Origin of the sequence: Pseudomonas sp. FP2300, from assembly GCF_030687595.1 — a bacterium.
GTDB classification, from domain to species: Bacteria; Pseudomonadota; Gammaproteobacteria; order Pseudomonadales; family Pseudomonadaceae; genus Aquipseudomonas; species Aquipseudomonas bijieensis.
This window is the reverse complement of the sequence record NZ_CP117440.1, coordinates 3,886,739-3,901,267: the sequence shown is the minus strand read 5'-3', so window position 1 is coordinate 3,901,267 and position 14,529 is coordinate 3,886,739. Positions and strand designations below refer to the sequence as shown.

Below are 14,529 nucleotides of genomic sequence, written 5' to 3'. Positions count from 1 at the left end.
GCAGGGCTAATCAATCTGCTTGAAGTGCTGTTGCCATGGTCAAAAGAAACCTTAACGATCTGCTGTCTTTCGTCACGGTGGCGCGCGAAGGCAGCTTCACGCGAGCTGCCGGGACGCTGGGGGTCTCACAATCTGCACTGAGTCAGGCGATCAGGGGCCTGGAAGCACGCTTGCAGATCCGATTGCTGACGCGGACCACCCGCAGCGTTTCGCCGACCATTGCCGGTGAAAGGCTGTTGCAGGCCATCGGTAATCGTTTCGATGAGATTGAAGCCGAACTGGATATGCTCACGGACATGCGCGACAAGCCCGCTGGCACCGTACGCATCACTTGCGGCGATCATGTCCTGCGCACGACCCTGCTGCCCAAACTGGTCGGGCTGCTACACGATTACCCGGACATCAACGTCGAGTTCGATGTCAGCTACGGATTTCGAGACATCGTGGCGGATCGCTTTGATGCAGGCGTGCGCCTGGGCGATACCATCGACAAGGACATGGTTGCGGTCCCTATCGGCCCTGCGTTGCGGATGGCTGCGGTGGCTTCGCCAGCGTATTTCGCCACTCGCACCGTTCCCGAGCATCCGCGCGACCTGATGATCCATCGTTGCATCAACCAGCGTATGCCGACCTCGGGTGGGCTTTATGTCTGGGATTTCGAGCGGCGAGGCAAACAGGTGAACGTGCGGGTAGACGGCCAGCTCATTTTCAACACGTCGACTCATATCGTGCAGGCGGCGGTGGCCGGGCTGGGCGTTGGCTACCTGCCTGAGGAGGAGTTTGAACCCCATCTGCAAGAGGGGCGGCTGGTGCGCGTGCTCGAAGATTGGTGCCCGCCGTTTTCAGGCTACTATTTGTACTACCCCAGTCGGCGGCAACCTTCGCCTGCATTTACGTTGGTTGCCAATGCATTGCGCCAAGCCCATTAAGGGCGAGTGACCGTTCATAAGCGGATCCGGCGTATGTCTATCGAGTTCGGGCAACGCTGATTCACGGCTACGGCTTTCAAGTAGTCGCTTTCAGAACACGTTTCGTCGTCCATGTGCAATCGCCAACCCCCGGGAGTGGCAAGCTGTGAGGATGCCCCGGACCAGGTGCGCCAAAGACACCTGGCCGGAGAGCGAGAATGGCGATCGGATGTGCCACGCTACCGTGACGTGGGCCGGACGCCGCAGCCAAGACTCCGGACGGCTGCCGCTATGCAGCGGTGGCGTTCGAGATGCCGAGGTACGTTTATGCCTGATGAGACGCTTCACCTGCCTTTGATCCATAGCGTGCTTGCGCGCGAAAAGGACACCCCCGGTGCCTTGCTGCCGATTCTCCATGCCATCCAGGCCGGCTGCGGATATATCCCCGACAATGCCGTCCCGGAGATCGCCCACGCCCTGAACCTCAGCCTGGCCGAAGTGCGTGGGGTCATCAGTTTCTACCACGATTTCCGTACCACGCCGCCGGCGCGCCATACCCTGCGCCTGTGCCGGGCCGAATCCTGCAAGAGCATGGGCGCCGAAGCCCTGGCTGCGCAGTTGCGTGAGCAATTGGCGCTGGACGATCACGGCACCAGCGCCGATGGGAGCATCAGCCTGCGGCCAGTCTATTGCCTGGGCGCCTGCGTCTGCTCGCCGGCCCTGGAGCTGGACGGGGAGTTGCATGCCCGGATCACGCCCGAGCGTCTGCGTCAGTTGGTCAATGACTGCATGGAGGAGGGCGCATGCTGACGCTCTGTATCCCCCGCGATTCGGTGGCCCGTGCCGTGGGCGCGGACAAGGTGGCCGATGCGTTGGCTCGTGAGGCTGAACGTCGGCAGCTGCCGCTGGAGGTGTTGCGCACCAGTTCCCGTGGCCTTTATTGGCTGGAACCGCTGGTGGAGCTTGAAAGTGCCGGTGTCCGGCTGGGTTTTGGTCCCGTCACACCGGCCGATGTGCCGAGCCTGCTGGATGCGCTGGCAGGCGATCCCGGCAGCCATCCGCTGGCCCTGGGGCCGGTGGAGGACATTCCTTATCTCAAGAGCCAGCAGCGCCTGCTGTTCGCTCGCGCCGGCATCACGCAACCGCTGTCCCTGGATGACTACCGTGCCCGAAGCGGCTTCCTCGGCCTGGCCCGGTCCATCCAGATGGATGGCGCGGATGTCGTCGCCAGCGTGCTGGATTCCGGCCTGCGCGGTCGGGGCGGGGCGGCATTCCCGGCGGGCATCAAGTGGCGCACCGTGCGCGATGCCGCGGGGGTACAGAAGTATGTGGTGTGTAACGCCGATGAAGGCGACTCCGGTACGTTCGCCGACCGCATGTTGATGGAAGGCGACCCCTTCCTGCTGATCGAAGGCATGATCATCGCCGGCATCGCCGTAGGCGCGACCATGGGCTACATCTACGTGCGCTCGGAATACCCGGCCGCCATCAGCACGCTGAACGAAGCGCTGGGCATTGCCCGTGACGCCGGTTACCTGGGGGCGAACGTGAGCGGCAGCGGCTGCGCCTTCGACATTGAGGTTCGTGTGGGGGCGGGTGCCTATATCTGTGGCGAGGAAACGGCGCTGCTGGAGTCCCTGGAGGGCAAGCGCGGCACGGTTCGCGCCAAACCGCCACTGCCTGCCATTCAAGGCCTGTTCGGGCTGCCGACGCTGGTGCATAACGTGGTGACCCTGGCCTCGGTGCCGATCATCCTGGAGAAGGGTGCGCAGTTCTATCGCGACTTCGGCATGGGCCGTTCCCTGGGCACGATGCCGTTCCAACTGGCCGGTAACGTCCGTCACGGCGGCCTGGTGGAACGTGCCTTCGGCCTGAGCCTGCGCGAATTGGTGGAAGGCTATGGCGGCGGTACCGCCAGCGGTCGCCCGCTGAAGGCTGCACAGGTGGGTGGGCCGCTGGGCGCCTGGGTGCCGCCTGCGCAATTCGATACGCCGCTGGACTATGAGGCGTTCGCCGCCATGGGCGCGATGCTCGGCCATGGTGGCGTGGTGGTGGCCGACGACAGCCTGGACATGGCCCAGATGGCCCGGTTTGCCTTGCAGTTCTGCGCCGAGGAATCCTGCGGCAAGTGCACGCCATGCCGGATCGGCTCCACCCGTGGGGTGGAAGTGGTGGATCGCTTGATCGCCAGCACGGAAGTGGGTGCTCGTCAGGAACAGGCCCTGCTGCTGCAGGAACTGTGTGACACCCTGCAATACGGTTCGCTCTGTGCCCTCGGTGGGATGACCTCCTACCCTGTCGCCAGCGCCCTCAAGCATTTCCCCGCCGACTTCGGTCTGGCGACCACGGAGGCCGACCAATGATCAACATCTTCGACCCCAGCACCGATATCGACCTGGGCACCCCGGCACGCGACAGCGACGTGCAGGTCAGCCTGACCATCGACGGGCGCGAAATCAGCGTTCCCTCCGGCACCTCGGTCATGCGTGCCGCCGCCTTGCTCGGCACCACCATTCCCAAGCTCTGCGCCACCGACAGCCTGGAAGCCTTCGGCTCCTGCCGCATGTGCCTGGTGGAGATCGATGGCATGCGCGGCTATCCCGCTTCCTGCACCACGCCGGTCACCGAAGGCATGGTGGTTCGCACGCAAACCTCCAAGCTCGCCACGCTGCGGCGCAACGTGATGGAGCTGTACATTTCCGACCACCCGCTGGACTGCCTGACATGTCCGGCCAATGGCAACTGCGAATTGCAGACCGTGGCGGGGCAGGTGGGCCTGCGCGAGGTGCGCTACGGCTATGAAGGTGCCAACCACCTGGCCGAGGCCAAGGACGTTTCCAACCCGTATTTCGACTACGACCCGAGCAAGTGCATCGTGTGCAGCCGCTGCGTGCGCGCCTGCGAGGAAATTCAGGGCACCTTCGCCCTGACCATCAGCGGGCGCGGTTTCGATTCCCGGGTGGAGGCGGCCGGCGGTGACAATTTCCTCGATTCCGAATGCGTGTCTTGCGGTGCCTGCGTGCAGGCGTGTCCGACGGCGACTTTGATCGACAAGAGCGTCGTGGAGATCGGCCAGCCGGAGCGCAGTGTCATCACCACGTGTGCCTACTGCGGCGTGGGCTGTTCGTTCCGTGCCGAGATGAAAGGCGAACAACTGGTGCGCATGGTCCCGGACAAAAATGGCCAGGCCAACCATGGCCACTCCTGCGTCAAGGGCCGCTTTGCCTGGGGCTACGCCACGCATCCAGACCGCATCACCAAGCCGATGATCCGCAAGCACATCAACGACCCGTGGCAGGAAGTCAGCTGGGACGAGGCGGTCACTTACGCCGCCAGCGAATTGCGCCGGATCCAGCTCAAGTACGGGCGCGACTCCATCGGCGGCATCACCTCCAGCCGCTGCACCAACGAAGAAACCTACCTGGTGCAGAAACTGGTGCGCACCGCGTTCGGTAACAACAACGTCGACACCTGTGCCCGTGTCTGCCATTCGCCCACCGGTTACGGTCTCAAACAGACCTTGGGCGAGTCCGCCGGGACCCAGAATTTCGACTCGGTGATGAAGGCCGACGTCATCCTGGTGATGGGCGCCAACCCCACTGACGCGCACCCGGTGTTCGGCTCCCAGCTCAAGCGCCGCTTGCGCCAGGGCGCTCGTTTGATTGTCATCGACCCGCGCCGGATTGACCTGGTGGATTCACCCCATGCCCGCGCCGACCTGCACTTGCAACTGCGCCCGGGTACCAACGTGGCGATGCTCAACGCGCTGGCCCATGTGATTGCCACCGAAGGCTTGATAGACCAGCCTTTTGTCGAGGCGCGATGCGAGGCGGCGGACTTCGCTCGCTGGCGTGATTTCGTCAGCCTGGCGGAAAACTCCCCCGAGGTCCTGGGCCCGGTGTGTGGTGTGCCTGCCGAGCAGATCCGCGCCGCCGCACGGCTCTACGCCACCGGCGGCAACGCGGCCATTTACTACGGCCTCGGCGTCACCGAGCACAGCCAAGGCAGTACCTCTGTCATGGGCATCGCCAACCTGGCCATGGCGACCGGCAACATCGGTCGCGAAGGTGTCGGGGTGAACCCGCTGCGTGGACAGAACAACGTCCAGGGTTCCTGCGACATGGGCTCGTTCCCTCACGAGCTGCCGGGCTATCGGCATATTTCCAACGAAACGGTGCGCGCCCAGTTCGAACAGGCGTGGAACGTGACCTTGCAACCTGATCCGGGCCTGCGCATTCCGAACATGTTCGAGGCGGCCCTGGACGGCACTTTCAAGGCGCTTTATTGCCAAGGCGAGGACATTGCCCAGAGCGATCCCAATACCCAACACGTGACTGCCGCCCTGAGCGCCATGGAGTGCGTGGTGGTGCAGGACATCTTCCTCAACGAGACGGCCAAGTTCGCCCACGTGTTCCTGCCGGGCAGTTCGTTCCTCGAGAAGGACGGCACCTTTACCAACGCCGAACGCCGCATCTCCCGCGTTCGCAAGGTGATGGACCCGTTGGCCGGCAAGGCCGACTGGGAAGCCACCATCGCCCTGGCCAACGCCCTGGGCTACAAGATGCACTACAACCATCCTTCGCAAATCATGGATGAAATCGCCCGCCTGACGCCGACGTTCAGCCGCGTCAGCTACGCCGAACTGGAGCGTCATGGCAGCCTGCAATGGCCTTGCAACGATGCTGCGCCGGACGGTACGCCGACCATGCACATCGAGCAGTTCGTGCGCGGCAAGGGTCGCTTCATGCTCACTGGCTACGTGCCCACCGAGGAGAAGGTCAACAACCGCTATCCGCTGCTGCTGACCACCGGACGCATCCTCAGCCAGTACAACGTCGGCGCCCAGACCCGGCGCACCGACAACGTGGCCTGGCACGAGGAAGACCGGTTGGAGATCCATCCGACCGATGCCGAGAACCGGGGGATTGTCGATGGCGACTGGGTCGGTATCGGCAGTCGTGCCGGGCAGACCGTACTGCGGGCGAAGGTGACCGAGCGAGTGGCGCCGGGTGTGGTCTACACCACGTTCCACTTCCCTGAATCGGGCGCCAACGTGATTACCACCGACAACTCCGACTGGGCCACCAACTGCCCGGAATACAAGGTGACGGCGGTCGAAATCGTGCGGGTCAGCCAACCTTCGGAATGGCAGAAACGCTACCAGGCGTTCAGTGATGAACAGGGGCGCCTGCTGAAGGAACGCCGCCATGCCGAGAAAGCCGAGGTGCGTCGATGAGTTCTGAAAGCCTGATCAAGATGGCCAACCAGATCGGCCAGTACTTCGCCAGCGAGCCGGACAAGGCAGTGGCGGTGCGTGGCGTGTACCAGCACATCAAGAGCTTCTGGACGCCGGCCATGTGTCGCGAGTTGATGGCCTGGCAAACGAAACATCCCGACGCGGTCCTGCACCCGTTGGTGTTGGCGGCATTAATGGAGTTTGAAAAAGCGGCTTAGTCGTAGGAGCAAAGTCCTGTAGAACCTGCACAGCCCCGACCGGCGCTCTCGTCAACGACGAAGGGAATCGGCCGGGGCTGCGTGCGTTTCAGTTATTGGTTATTGACGGTGACATAGGGGTCCCAAGTGTTGGTCGGGCCAATCTGGTTCAGGTTACGGTCCAGTAGAACGAAGTAGATTTGGTACCAGAGCTTTCCTGGGCTCAGCGCAGTGGACTGCCAGAAGGTATAGGTCACATCGGTTTTGGCGATACCGCCGGGGGCACCGTTGTCCAGATAGGGCACAGGGATGCCGGGGATGTTGAACGGTGTCGGTTTGGAAATGGTGCCCTTGTAATCACCGCCCTGGTGAGGGTCGCCGATCTCGATGTCTTTGATTAATGCGATGCGGTCGAAATTGCGCGACAGCGTGGTGGCGCGCCAGCGAATGATGTCGCCGGGGTTTACATCGAACCACAACTCGTTACCGCCTTCGCCTTCGCCGCTGCTGATGTTGGCGTGGCTGTCGATGGCGCTGCGGGTCACCAGCATGGCAATCGCACCGCCTACGTCATTGGGATGGGCGAGCAGGTAGTCGGCGTCAACGTTGACGAGCACATCAATGGTTTGGGTCGCTCCAGACATTTTGTTGCTCCTTGAGGGTAATGACATTGAAGACCGCGCCTACAAAGGCGTCCGGGCCACCCGGTCCGTGGGTGCGGTCTCGAGAGGAACGATAGGTGATGGCTTTGTAGTGTCAAATTTCGAATTCTTGACGCTGGCGAAACGGAGCGAAGCGCAGCACAATCAAGGCTTTGATTTACCTTTGTCATAGTCGATCTCTTAATGGATTTTTGGTTGTTTTCTGGTGAGTGAGTGGGCAAAGGCGCACGGACGTTGTCGGTGATTGCTATGGATTAGAAACTCCACTCTTGAGCGTAAACAACTCGGCAGAAAGGGCCGGCCAGTGTTGCGTTGTGATGGGCGATGATCATTTCTGCCGCCAATTCAGGGGTGTCGATGCACGTATGCCCGTCGGCGATCAACACCACATCGAAGCCCAAGTCCCGGGCCGCGCGGCAGGTGCTGTCGACACAGTATTGGGTCTTCATTCCGGTGATGACCACGCCGTCAGCACCACAGGCCGTTAAGCGATTGCCCAGGTCGGTCATGGCAAAAGCATTAGGGCGTCTTTTTTCGAAGATGACCTCGTCGCCTTCCAACCGCAGTTCTTGCACCAATTGCGTCAATGGACTTGCCGGTTCGATGGGCGAGCCGGGTGGCCCGACATGACGCGCCAGGAAAATCGGTGCACCGGCTTCGCGAGCCTTGATCAACAGGCCATTGAGCGTGTTGAGCAGCGCTTCTCCAGCCCAGGGTTTATCGGAGCCATGGAACAACCCAACTTGCATATCGAGAATCAACAGAGCATGCATGGTGCTTTCCTTGCGTTTGGGCCAGCGACGCAAGGGCAAAAGAAAAGGCCCTTACCATCGCTGGCGGGCCTTTGGGATTCGTGTATTGCTAACTCACGACACCTCACGACCCGCCTTGGCGGTCGTGGTTGTGGTGGTCGAGGCAATCTTTGGAAGGTTCATGGTGCTGACAGTAGCTTCACACCTTCGGGTTTGGCAAGCGTGTTCCCCGGGACGCGAATCTCTTGTGGCAAGGAGATTTATCCCCGCTGGGCTGCGCAGCAGCCGCAAAACCGGTGCCTGCGGTATACCTGGCGAAATAAGGTGCCTGGTTTGGGGCCGCTTCGCAGCCCAGCGGGGATAAATCCCCTCGCCACAGAGGTAAATTCCTACGAGATTTTCGGACCGATTTTTGCCGCTACCACTGGAGTGCATGGCTTTCTGTGGGAGCAAAGCTTGCTCGCGATGCAGACACCTCGGTTCCCCGGAAGACCGCGTCGTCTTCATCGCGGGCAAGCCTTGCTCCCACAGGAACAGGGCTCCCACAGGAGGCTTGCGGCGAGTATTTTCAGATTTTTCTAGCGACAGCCGCGAAAAAAAGCCCTGATATCCTCCGCCAACAACTCAGGCAGCCTTGCGTTCAGCAGGCGGTGCCGAAGCTCCTCGAGGGCGCTGTCGGGAATGTCGATGGCGAAAGGCTCGATGAGCCTGCGTGTTTTCGTCCTGATTACCCAACATCTGAAAATGATATGACATGGGTCGCAAAATCATCTTCTACCGGCCGAAATCCGCAGCGAAGGTAAAAGGCTGCGCCTTCCGGTGTATCCGTGGACAAACGCACCACACTGAAGCTTTGCGCTGCATACCCAAGAAGCCGCTGCACTAACGCTTTCCCCACATGTTGACCCCTTGCTGCACGCCAGACGTATACCCTACGCAGCCTGCCGATATCCGCCCCGGCATAGGGATCATTTGACAGGCCACCAATGGCAACCAGCTGCCCATTGCTGAAAGCTCCAAAAAGACCCTCCCCGGGTTGATCGAACCGATTGGAACCGTCTTTCCAATCAGCAATCAGGCGCGTGAGAAACCTGAAACCTTCCGTTATTGCCTGCGCTTCTAGCAGCAGAATTTCCGGGGGAAGTGCTGAGATCTGACGTATCGCGAGTTCATCCGTTGGTGTAATCATTGGAGATCCATCTGACTGAACAAATCGAGCATCAAAAACCGGCATCGATTCTAGATGTCGCGGCGGCTGCATCTTGCTGGATCTGAGAAAACAACCAATCAACAAAAACCTGCGTCTCAGCCACCGTATCCCTGGACACCCCGCAGTAATAGCGGGCTAGCGGCAGGCGCAACGACGGCAGTGGACAGGTCAGGCGCCCGTTGGACAAATCCCTGCCCAGCAGCGAAACCGGACACAACGCTACGCCCAGCCCATCGACGGCGGCCTGCAGCACGAGGTGCATGTGATCGAATTGCAGGGTCGGCAGGTTGTTCAATGGCTCGATCCCTGCGTGTTCCGCCCAGTCTTGCCAATCGCTGCTGCGCGTCCTGCCCGACAACAAGGTGTGCCGGGGCAGGTCGTGGACGTTTTCCAATGGCACGCTTTGCAGCAACGACGGTGCGGCGACCAGCAGCAGGTCGTCTTCCAGCAACACCGTGGGCTGTACATGGGGCGACCAGCCGGCGTGCCCGCGACGGATGACCACGTCGAACGTTTCCCGTAACGGATCGGGAGGCCGGGTGCTGGTGACGACGTCGGGCTTGATGTCTGGATGGAGCGCCATGAAGTCGGGCAGTCGCGGGATCAGCCAACGCACCGCGAAGGAGGGGCGCACGTTGATGGTCACTTTGCGCTGGGCCGCACTGCGTTTCAGTGCGGTGGCAGCGTTGGCGATCTGGGTCAGTGCCTCGCTGACTTGTTCGTAAAAAGCCCGCCCGGCGGGCGTGAGCACAGACTGGCGGGTTCGACGTTCGAACAGCGGCACGCCCAAGCGCTCTTCGAGCAACTTTACGTGACGGCTGACGGCGCTGTGGCTGACGTGCAGCTCTTCGGCGGCGCGACTGAAACTCTGGTGGCGAGCGGCAGCGGCGAAGGCTCGGACGGCATTCAACGGGGGAAGGTTGGCAATCATGTGTCTAATTTAGTCACATATGAAGCGCAATTAAAGCGTTTGTCAGCGCCCCGGTGCCACGCCACCCTGAAGGCCGCAACGATAGCCTTCAATGGTGGAGTGATGCATGGCCGGTTACGGACTTTTTCTGATCCTGGCGACCCTGACGGTGTTAAGCCCGGGGCCCGGCGTGGTGCTGACGATTTCCAATGCCTTGCGCCATGGCTGGCGCGGAGCGCTGCCGGGCATCTTCGGTATCGCGTCGGGTGCGTTTGTCGTGGCGGGTATTTGCGCCAGTAGCCTGGGGTTGATCCTGGCGGCCTCGGCGACGGCCTTTACGGTGCTCAAGTACATCGGGGCGCTGTACTTGTTGTACCTGGGCATAAAGATGTGGCGTACCCAGCGTTTTATCCCCGAACTCAAAGCCACGTCGCCGCGTCCATGGCGGCGATTTGTCGAAGCGTTGTCAATCCAGTTGTTGAACCCCAAGGCGGGTTTTTTCTTCCTGGCTGTCTTTCCCCAGTTCATCAAGCCGGTGGGTGATTACTACAGCCAATTTTTCTTGCTGGTGTCGTCTTACAGTTTGCTCGTCGTATTGGTGCATTGCGGCTATGCCCTGACGGCCCAAGCCGCAAGAGGCTGGCTCTCCACGAACAAGGGCGCCAGGGTGGTCGGCAAACTGTCGGGCATCACCTTCCTGTGCTTTGGTGTGTTGATGGCGTCTGCGAGCAAGTGATGCATTCAGATCAACGCCGCCCCGTGCGCGTACTCACATCCACCCACACCGCCAGCACCAGAATGCTGCCCTTGACGATCATCTGCCAATAACTGTCGACATCGAGCATGGACATGCCGTTGTCCAGGCTGGTGATGACCAGCGCGCCGAGCAGGGCGCCGTAGACAGTGCCGGAGCCGCCGCGCATGGAAGTACCGCCGATGAAACAGGCGGCGATGGCGTCGAGTTCGCCCATGTTGCCCGCCGAGGGCGAACCGGCGGCCAGGCGCGCGGTGTTGACCACGCCAGCGAGGGCGCACATCACGCCCATGATGCCGAAGATCCACAGCTTCACGGCCTGTACGTTGATGCCGGACAGGCGTGTGGCTTCCATGTTGCTGCCTACCGAATAGACCCGTCGGCCAAACACGGTCTGGCTGGTGACATAGCTGAACACGCCCAGCAGGATCAGCAGAAGCAGCACCGGTACCGGGATGCCATCGTAGCTGTTGAGGGTATAGACGAACCCGGCCAGCACCGCGCCGATCAGCACCACGCGCAATACGTCACGCACCAATGAGTGCGCCGCCAGGCCATGCAGGGCACGGTTGCGTCGCTGTTTCCAGGTCAGGAACAGGGTCAGGGCGAACAGCAGGATGCCGAGCCCGGTCCCGACCGTGTGCGGCAAGTAACCCTGGCCGACGTACACCAGATCCGGTGACACCGGGGCAATGGTGGTGCCGCCGGTCACCCCTAGCAGGATGCCGCGAAAGGCAAGCATGCCGCCCAGGCCGACGATGAACGACGGGATACGTAGGTAGGCGGTCATGTAGCCGTTGCCCAAGCCGATGACCAAGCCGCACAGGGCCACCAGGCTCAGGTTCGCCAGCAGCGGAATGTGATAGACCACGTCGAGAATCGCCGCCAGACCACCGAGCAAGCCAAGCAACGAGCCCACCGACAAATCGATCTCGCCACTGATGATCACCAGCACCATGCCGCAGGCGAGGATCCCGGTGATGGACATCTGCCGCAGCAGGTTGGAGAGGTTGCGCGGGGTCACGAACCCGCCGTCGGTCTGCCAGCTGAAGAACAGCCAGATCACCGCCACGGCGATCACCAGGGCGAGCATTTTGTAGCGGCTGAAAAGTTGTTTGACCTGATTCATCTACGCGGACTTCCGATCATTATTGTTATGGCCATCGGGCTGGCTGAGTGCGGCGGCGAGCACCTGTTCCTGAGTGAGTTCGTGGTTGATGAAGTCGCCGCGCAACTGGCCTTCGCCGATCACCAGCACGCGGTCGGATACCCCCAGTACTTCGGCCAGTTCCGAGGAGACCATGATGATCGACACGCCTTCGGCCGCCAGCGCGCCCATCAACTTGTAGATCTCATACTTGGCGCCGACGTCCACGCCGCGGGTCGGCTCGTCGAGAATCAGCACGCGGGGTTTGGTCAGGAGCATTTTCGCCAACACGGCTTTTTGCTGGTTGCCGCCGGAGAGGCTGGTGATCGGCAGGAACGGGCTCGCGGTCTTGAGGTGCATGCGCGAGATTTCCTTGTCGATGCTGCCCAGTTCGGCTTCGGCGTCGATGCGGGTCAGTTTCGAGTAGTTGTCCAGCACCGCCAAAGTGATGTTCTGGCCGACGCCCAAGTCCGGGATGATGCCTTGGCGCTTGCGGTCTTCGGGGACCATGCACAGGCCGGCGCGGATCGACTTGAGGGGCGTGCGCGTGTCGATTTGTTGGCCGCCCAGCCAGACTTCGCCTTCGTAGCGCCCGGGGTAGGCGCCGAACAGTGCCGAGACCAGTTCCGTGCGACCGGCGCCGACCAGCCCGGCGATGCCGAGGATTTCCCCGCGCTTGAGCACGAACGAAATGTCGTCGACTCGTTTGCGCTTGGGGTTGTCGACGTCGTAGCAGGTGAAGTGGCGTGCTTCGAAAATCACCTCGCCGACCTCATGGGGTTCGGTGGGGTAGAGGTTGCTCATTTCTCGTCCGACCATCTGGGTGATGATCTTCGGAATGTCCATCTCGGTCATCGCGGTGGTGGCGATGTGTTTGCCGTCGCGGATCACCGAAATGGTGTCGCACACGGCGGCCACTTCATCGAGCTTGTGGGAGATGTAGACGCAGGCAACGCCCTTGGCCTTGAGGTCGCGGATGATGTCCAGCAGCACCTCGATTTCCGAACGGGTCAGGGCCGAGGAGGGCTCATCAAGGATCAGCAGCCGTGCCTGCTTGTTCAGTGCCTTGGCGATTTCCACCAATTGCTGGTAACCACCGCCGTACTGCGAAACCGGTAGCGAGACGTTCATGTCCGGCACCTTGAGTTCACGCATCAAGGCTTCGGCGCGGTGGATCATCGCCGGGTAGTTCATGCGCCCGCCGGGCAGCGTCAGCTCGTGGCCCATGAAGATGTTTTCGGCCACCGACAGGTCGGGGACCAGGGTCAGTTCCTGGTGAATGATGACGATCCCGGCGGCCTCGGTTTCGCTGATGGATTGTGCCTTGAGCGGCTGGCCGTCCCAGAGGATTTCACCGTCCCAGGTGCCATACGGATAGACCGCCGAGAGGACTTTCATCAGCGTCGATTTGCCGGCGCCGTTCTCGCCGCACAGGCCGACGCACTCACCCGGTCGGACCTTGATGTCGATGCCATTCAGGGCTTTGACACCGCCAAAGGTTTTGACGATGCCGTTCATTTGCAACAGGTAGTCGGACATGGCGAGGGCTCGAATAAAGAGGGCTCAGGCATCACCCCGATGCCAGTCAAGTCACAGGGCATGTGGGAGCGAGCCTGCTCGCGATGGCGATGGGTCAGCTGGCATCAATAGTGGATGTGCTGCCGTCATCGCGAGCAGGCTCGCTCCCACAGGATCTTTGCTTAACCAAAGATCCGGGCTTTGGTCACTGCCCGGCGATCTGCGCCTTGGTGTAGAACCCATCCTTTTCCAGCAGGTCGATGTTGTCCTTGGTCAACGGTGTCGGGGTGAGCAGGATGGTATCGACCTTTTTGCTACCGTTGTCGTATTGCGAACTGAAGCTGGGTTTCTCGTTACGCGCCAGTTGCACCGAGAGCTTGGCGGCTTCGGAGGCAATCAGTTTCAGCGGCTTGTAGACAGTCATGGTCTGGGTGCCATCGATCACGCGCTTGACTGCGGCGAGGTCGGCATCCTGGCCGGAGATCGGTACCTTGCCGGCCATTTTCTGCGCGGCCAGGGCCTGGATCGCGCCGCCAGCGGTGGCGTCGTTGGAGGCGACGATGCCATCGATTTTGTTGTTGTTCCGGGTCAGGGCGTTTTCCACGATGCTCAAGGCTTCGGTGGGGTTCCATTCCTTGACCCACTGTTGGCCGACAACCTTGATGTCACCCTTGTCGATGGCCGGTTGCAGCACTTTCATCTGGCCTTCGCGCAGGACCTTGGCATTGTTGTCCGTAGGGGCGCCGCCGAGCAGGAAGTAGTTACCCTTGGGCGCCGCTTTCAACACGCCGCTGGCCTGCATCTCGCCGACTTTTTCGTTATCGAAGGAGATGTAGGCGTCGATGTCGGCGTTGAGGATCAGGCGGTCATAGGACACCACCTTGATCCCGGCCTTCTTGGCTTCGGCGACGGCGTTGGTCAGCACGGTGGCGTTGAACGGCACGATGACGATCACATCGACGCCACGGGAGATCAGGTTTTCGATCTGCGAGATCTGTTTCTGCTCGTTGGCATCGGCCGACTGGACGAAGACCTTGGCGTCGAGTTTTTCCGCCGCCGCGACGAAGTAGTCACGGTCCCGCGACCAGCGTTCCAGGCGCAGGTCATCGATGGAGAAACCGATCTTCGGGTGGGCCGCATCGGCCATGACCGGGAGAGACAGGAGGGCGAGGGCGCCGGCGAGTAACGTGCGTTTGAAGGTTTTCATGGTGGTGCGTCCTTTTATTGTTGTTTGA

The 14,529-nt window shown here is 61.3% G+C and carries 13 protein-coding genes; 6 read left to right on the top strand and 7 right to left on the bottom strand.

Annotation, left to right across the window (positions count from 1 at the left end):
• Positions 1-35 precede the first annotated feature (35 nt).
• From PSH86_RS17210 to PSH86_RS17190, 5 genes are all read left to right on the top strand, one after another.
• The gene (locus tag PSH86_RS17210; RefSeq protein ID WP_109753012.1) at positions 36-929 is read left to right on the top strand and encodes a LysR family transcriptional regulator; all 894 of its coding nucleotides are present in this window, start codon (positions 36-38) and stop codon (positions 927-929) included.
• 306 nt (positions 930-1,235) lie between these two features.
• Positions 1,236-1,718, top strand: coding sequence for a formate dehydrogenase subunit gamma (locus PSH86_RS17205; protein ID WP_109753011.1), 483 nt, complete (start codon positions 1,236-1,238; stop codon positions 1,716-1,718).
• Positions 1,712-3,271: an NADH-quinone oxidoreductase subunit NuoF gene (locus PSH86_RS17200; protein WP_305483791.1), complete on the top strand. Its 1,560-nt coding sequence runs from the start codon at positions 1,712-1,714 to the stop codon at positions 3,269-3,271. The genes PSH86_RS17205 and PSH86_RS17200 overlap by 7 nt, the downstream gene beginning before the upstream one ends.
• On the top strand, positions 3,268-6,144 hold the full coding sequence (fdhF, locus tag PSH86_RS17195; protein WP_305483790.1) for a formate dehydrogenase subunit alpha: 2,877 nt from the start codon (positions 3,268-3,270) through the stop codon (positions 6,142-6,144). The genes PSH86_RS17200 and fdhF overlap by 4 nt, the downstream gene beginning before the upstream one ends.
• On the top strand, positions 6,141-6,362 hold the full coding sequence (locus PSH86_RS17190) for a formate dehydrogenase subunit delta (protein ID WP_109753008.1): 222 nt from the start codon (positions 6,141-6,143) through the stop codon (positions 6,360-6,362). The genes fdhF and PSH86_RS17190 overlap by 4 nt, the downstream gene beginning before the upstream one ends.
• Positions 6,363-6,454: 92 nt before the next feature.
• Here the strand turns inward: PSH86_RS17190 and PSH86_RS17185 are convergent, their stop codons facing one another.
• From PSH86_RS17185 to gcvA, 4 genes are all read right to left on the bottom strand, one after another.
• Positions 6,455-6,985, bottom strand: coding sequence for an AidA/PixA family protein (locus PSH86_RS17185; RefSeq protein ID WP_163858383.1), 531 nt, complete (start codon positions 6,983-6,985; stop codon positions 6,455-6,457).
• Between the two features lie 272 nt (positions 6,986-7,257).
• Positions 7,258-7,776, bottom strand: a complete 519-nt coding sequence (locus PSH86_RS17180; protein WP_305483789.1) for a cysteine hydrolase family protein — start codon at positions 7,774-7,776, stop codon at positions 7,258-7,260.
• Positions 7,777-8,482: 706 nt separating this feature from the next.
• Positions 8,483-8,944, bottom strand: coding sequence for a GNAT family N-acetyltransferase (locus PSH86_RS17175; protein ID WP_163858387.1), 462 nt, complete (start codon positions 8,942-8,944; stop codon positions 8,483-8,485).
• 31 nt (positions 8,945-8,975) lie between these two features.
• The gene (gcvA, locus tag PSH86_RS17170) at positions 8,976-9,896 is read right to left on the bottom strand and encodes a transcriptional regulator GcvA (RefSeq protein WP_305483788.1); all 921 of its coding nucleotides are present in this window, start codon (positions 9,894-9,896) and stop codon (positions 8,976-8,978) included.
• A gap of 106 nt (positions 9,897-10,002) precedes the next feature.
• Between gcvA and PSH86_RS17165 the strand changes: the two genes are divergently transcribed.
• Positions 10,003-10,611 carry a LysE family translocator gene (locus tag PSH86_RS17165; protein ID WP_163858391.1) on the top strand — a complete coding sequence of 203 codons (609 nt, stop codon included), beginning with the start codon at positions 10,003-10,005 and terminating at the stop codon, positions 10,609-10,611.
• Between the two features lie 10 nt (positions 10,612-10,621).
• On the opposite strand, the gene PSH86_RS17160 is transcribed toward PSH86_RS17165, so the two are convergent.
• The 3 genes from PSH86_RS17160 to xylF all read right to left on the bottom strand — a co-directional run bounded on the left by PSH86_RS17160 (position 10,622) and on the right by xylF (position 14,501).
• The gene (locus PSH86_RS17160) at positions 10,622-11,758 is read right to left on the bottom strand and encodes a sugar ABC transporter permease (RefSeq protein ID WP_109753002.1); all 1,137 of its coding nucleotides are present in this window, start codon (positions 11,756-11,758) and stop codon (positions 10,622-10,624) included.
• A complete protein-coding gene (xylG, locus tag PSH86_RS17155) occupies positions 11,759-13,315 on the bottom strand; it encodes a D-xylose ABC transporter ATP-binding protein (RefSeq protein ID WP_109753001.1) in 1,557 nt (518 codons plus the stop codon). It abuts the gene before it with no gap.
• A gap of 184 nt (positions 13,316-13,499) precedes the next feature.
• The gene (gene xylF, locus PSH86_RS17150) at positions 13,500-14,501 is read right to left on the bottom strand and encodes a D-xylose ABC transporter substrate-binding protein (RefSeq protein ID WP_116832573.1); all 1,002 of its coding nucleotides are present in this window, start codon (positions 14,499-14,501) and stop codon (positions 13,500-13,502) included.
• Positions 14,502-14,529: the final 28 nt, after the last annotated feature.

Coding starts and splice junctions, on each gene's coding strand:
- xylF (WP_116832573.1), bottom strand. CDS start 14,501: ATGAAAACCTTCAAACGCACGTTACTCGCCGGCGCCCTCGCCCTCCTG.
- PSH86_RS17175 (WP_163858387.1), bottom strand. CDS start 8,944: ATGATTACACCAACGGATGAACTCGCGATACGTCAGATCTCAGCACTT.
- PSH86_RS17160 (WP_109753002.1), bottom strand. CDS start 11,758: ATGAATCAGGTCAAACAACTTTTCAGCCGCTACAAAATGCTCGCCCTG.
- PSH86_RS17165 (WP_163858391.1), top strand. CDS start 10,003: ATGGCCGGTTACGGACTTTTTCTGATCCTGGCGACCCTGACGGTGTTA.
- fdhF (WP_305483790.1), top strand. CDS start 3,268: ATGATCAACATCTTCGACCCCAGCACCGATATCGACCTGGGCACCCCG.
- PSH86_RS17185 (WP_163858383.1), bottom strand. CDS start 6,985: ATGTCTGGAGCGACCCAAACCATTGATGTGCTCGTCAACGTTGACGCC.
- PSH86_RS17210 (WP_109753012.1), top strand. CDS start 36: ATGGTCAAAAGAAACCTTAACGATCTGCTGTCTTTCGTCACGGTGGCG.
- xylG (WP_109753001.1), bottom strand. CDS start 13,315: ATGTCCGACTACCTGTTGCAAATGAACGGCATCGTCAAAACCTTTGGC.
- gcvA (WP_305483788.1), bottom strand. CDS start 9,896: ATGATTGCCAACCTTCCCCCGTTGAATGCCGTCCGAGCCTTCGCCGCT.
- PSH86_RS17200 (WP_305483791.1), top strand. CDS start 1,712: ATGCTGACGCTCTGTATCCCCCGCGATTCGGTGGCCCGTGCCGTGGGC.
- PSH86_RS17180 (WP_305483789.1), bottom strand. CDS start 7,776: ATGCATGCTCTGTTGATTCTCGATATGCAAGTTGGGTTGTTCCATGGC.
- PSH86_RS17190 (WP_109753008.1), top strand. CDS start 6,141: ATGAGTTCTGAAAGCCTGATCAAGATGGCCAACCAGATCGGCCAGTAC.
- PSH86_RS17205 (WP_109753011.1), top strand. CDS start 1,236: ATGCCTGATGAGACGCTTCACCTGCCTTTGATCCATAGCGTGCTTGCG.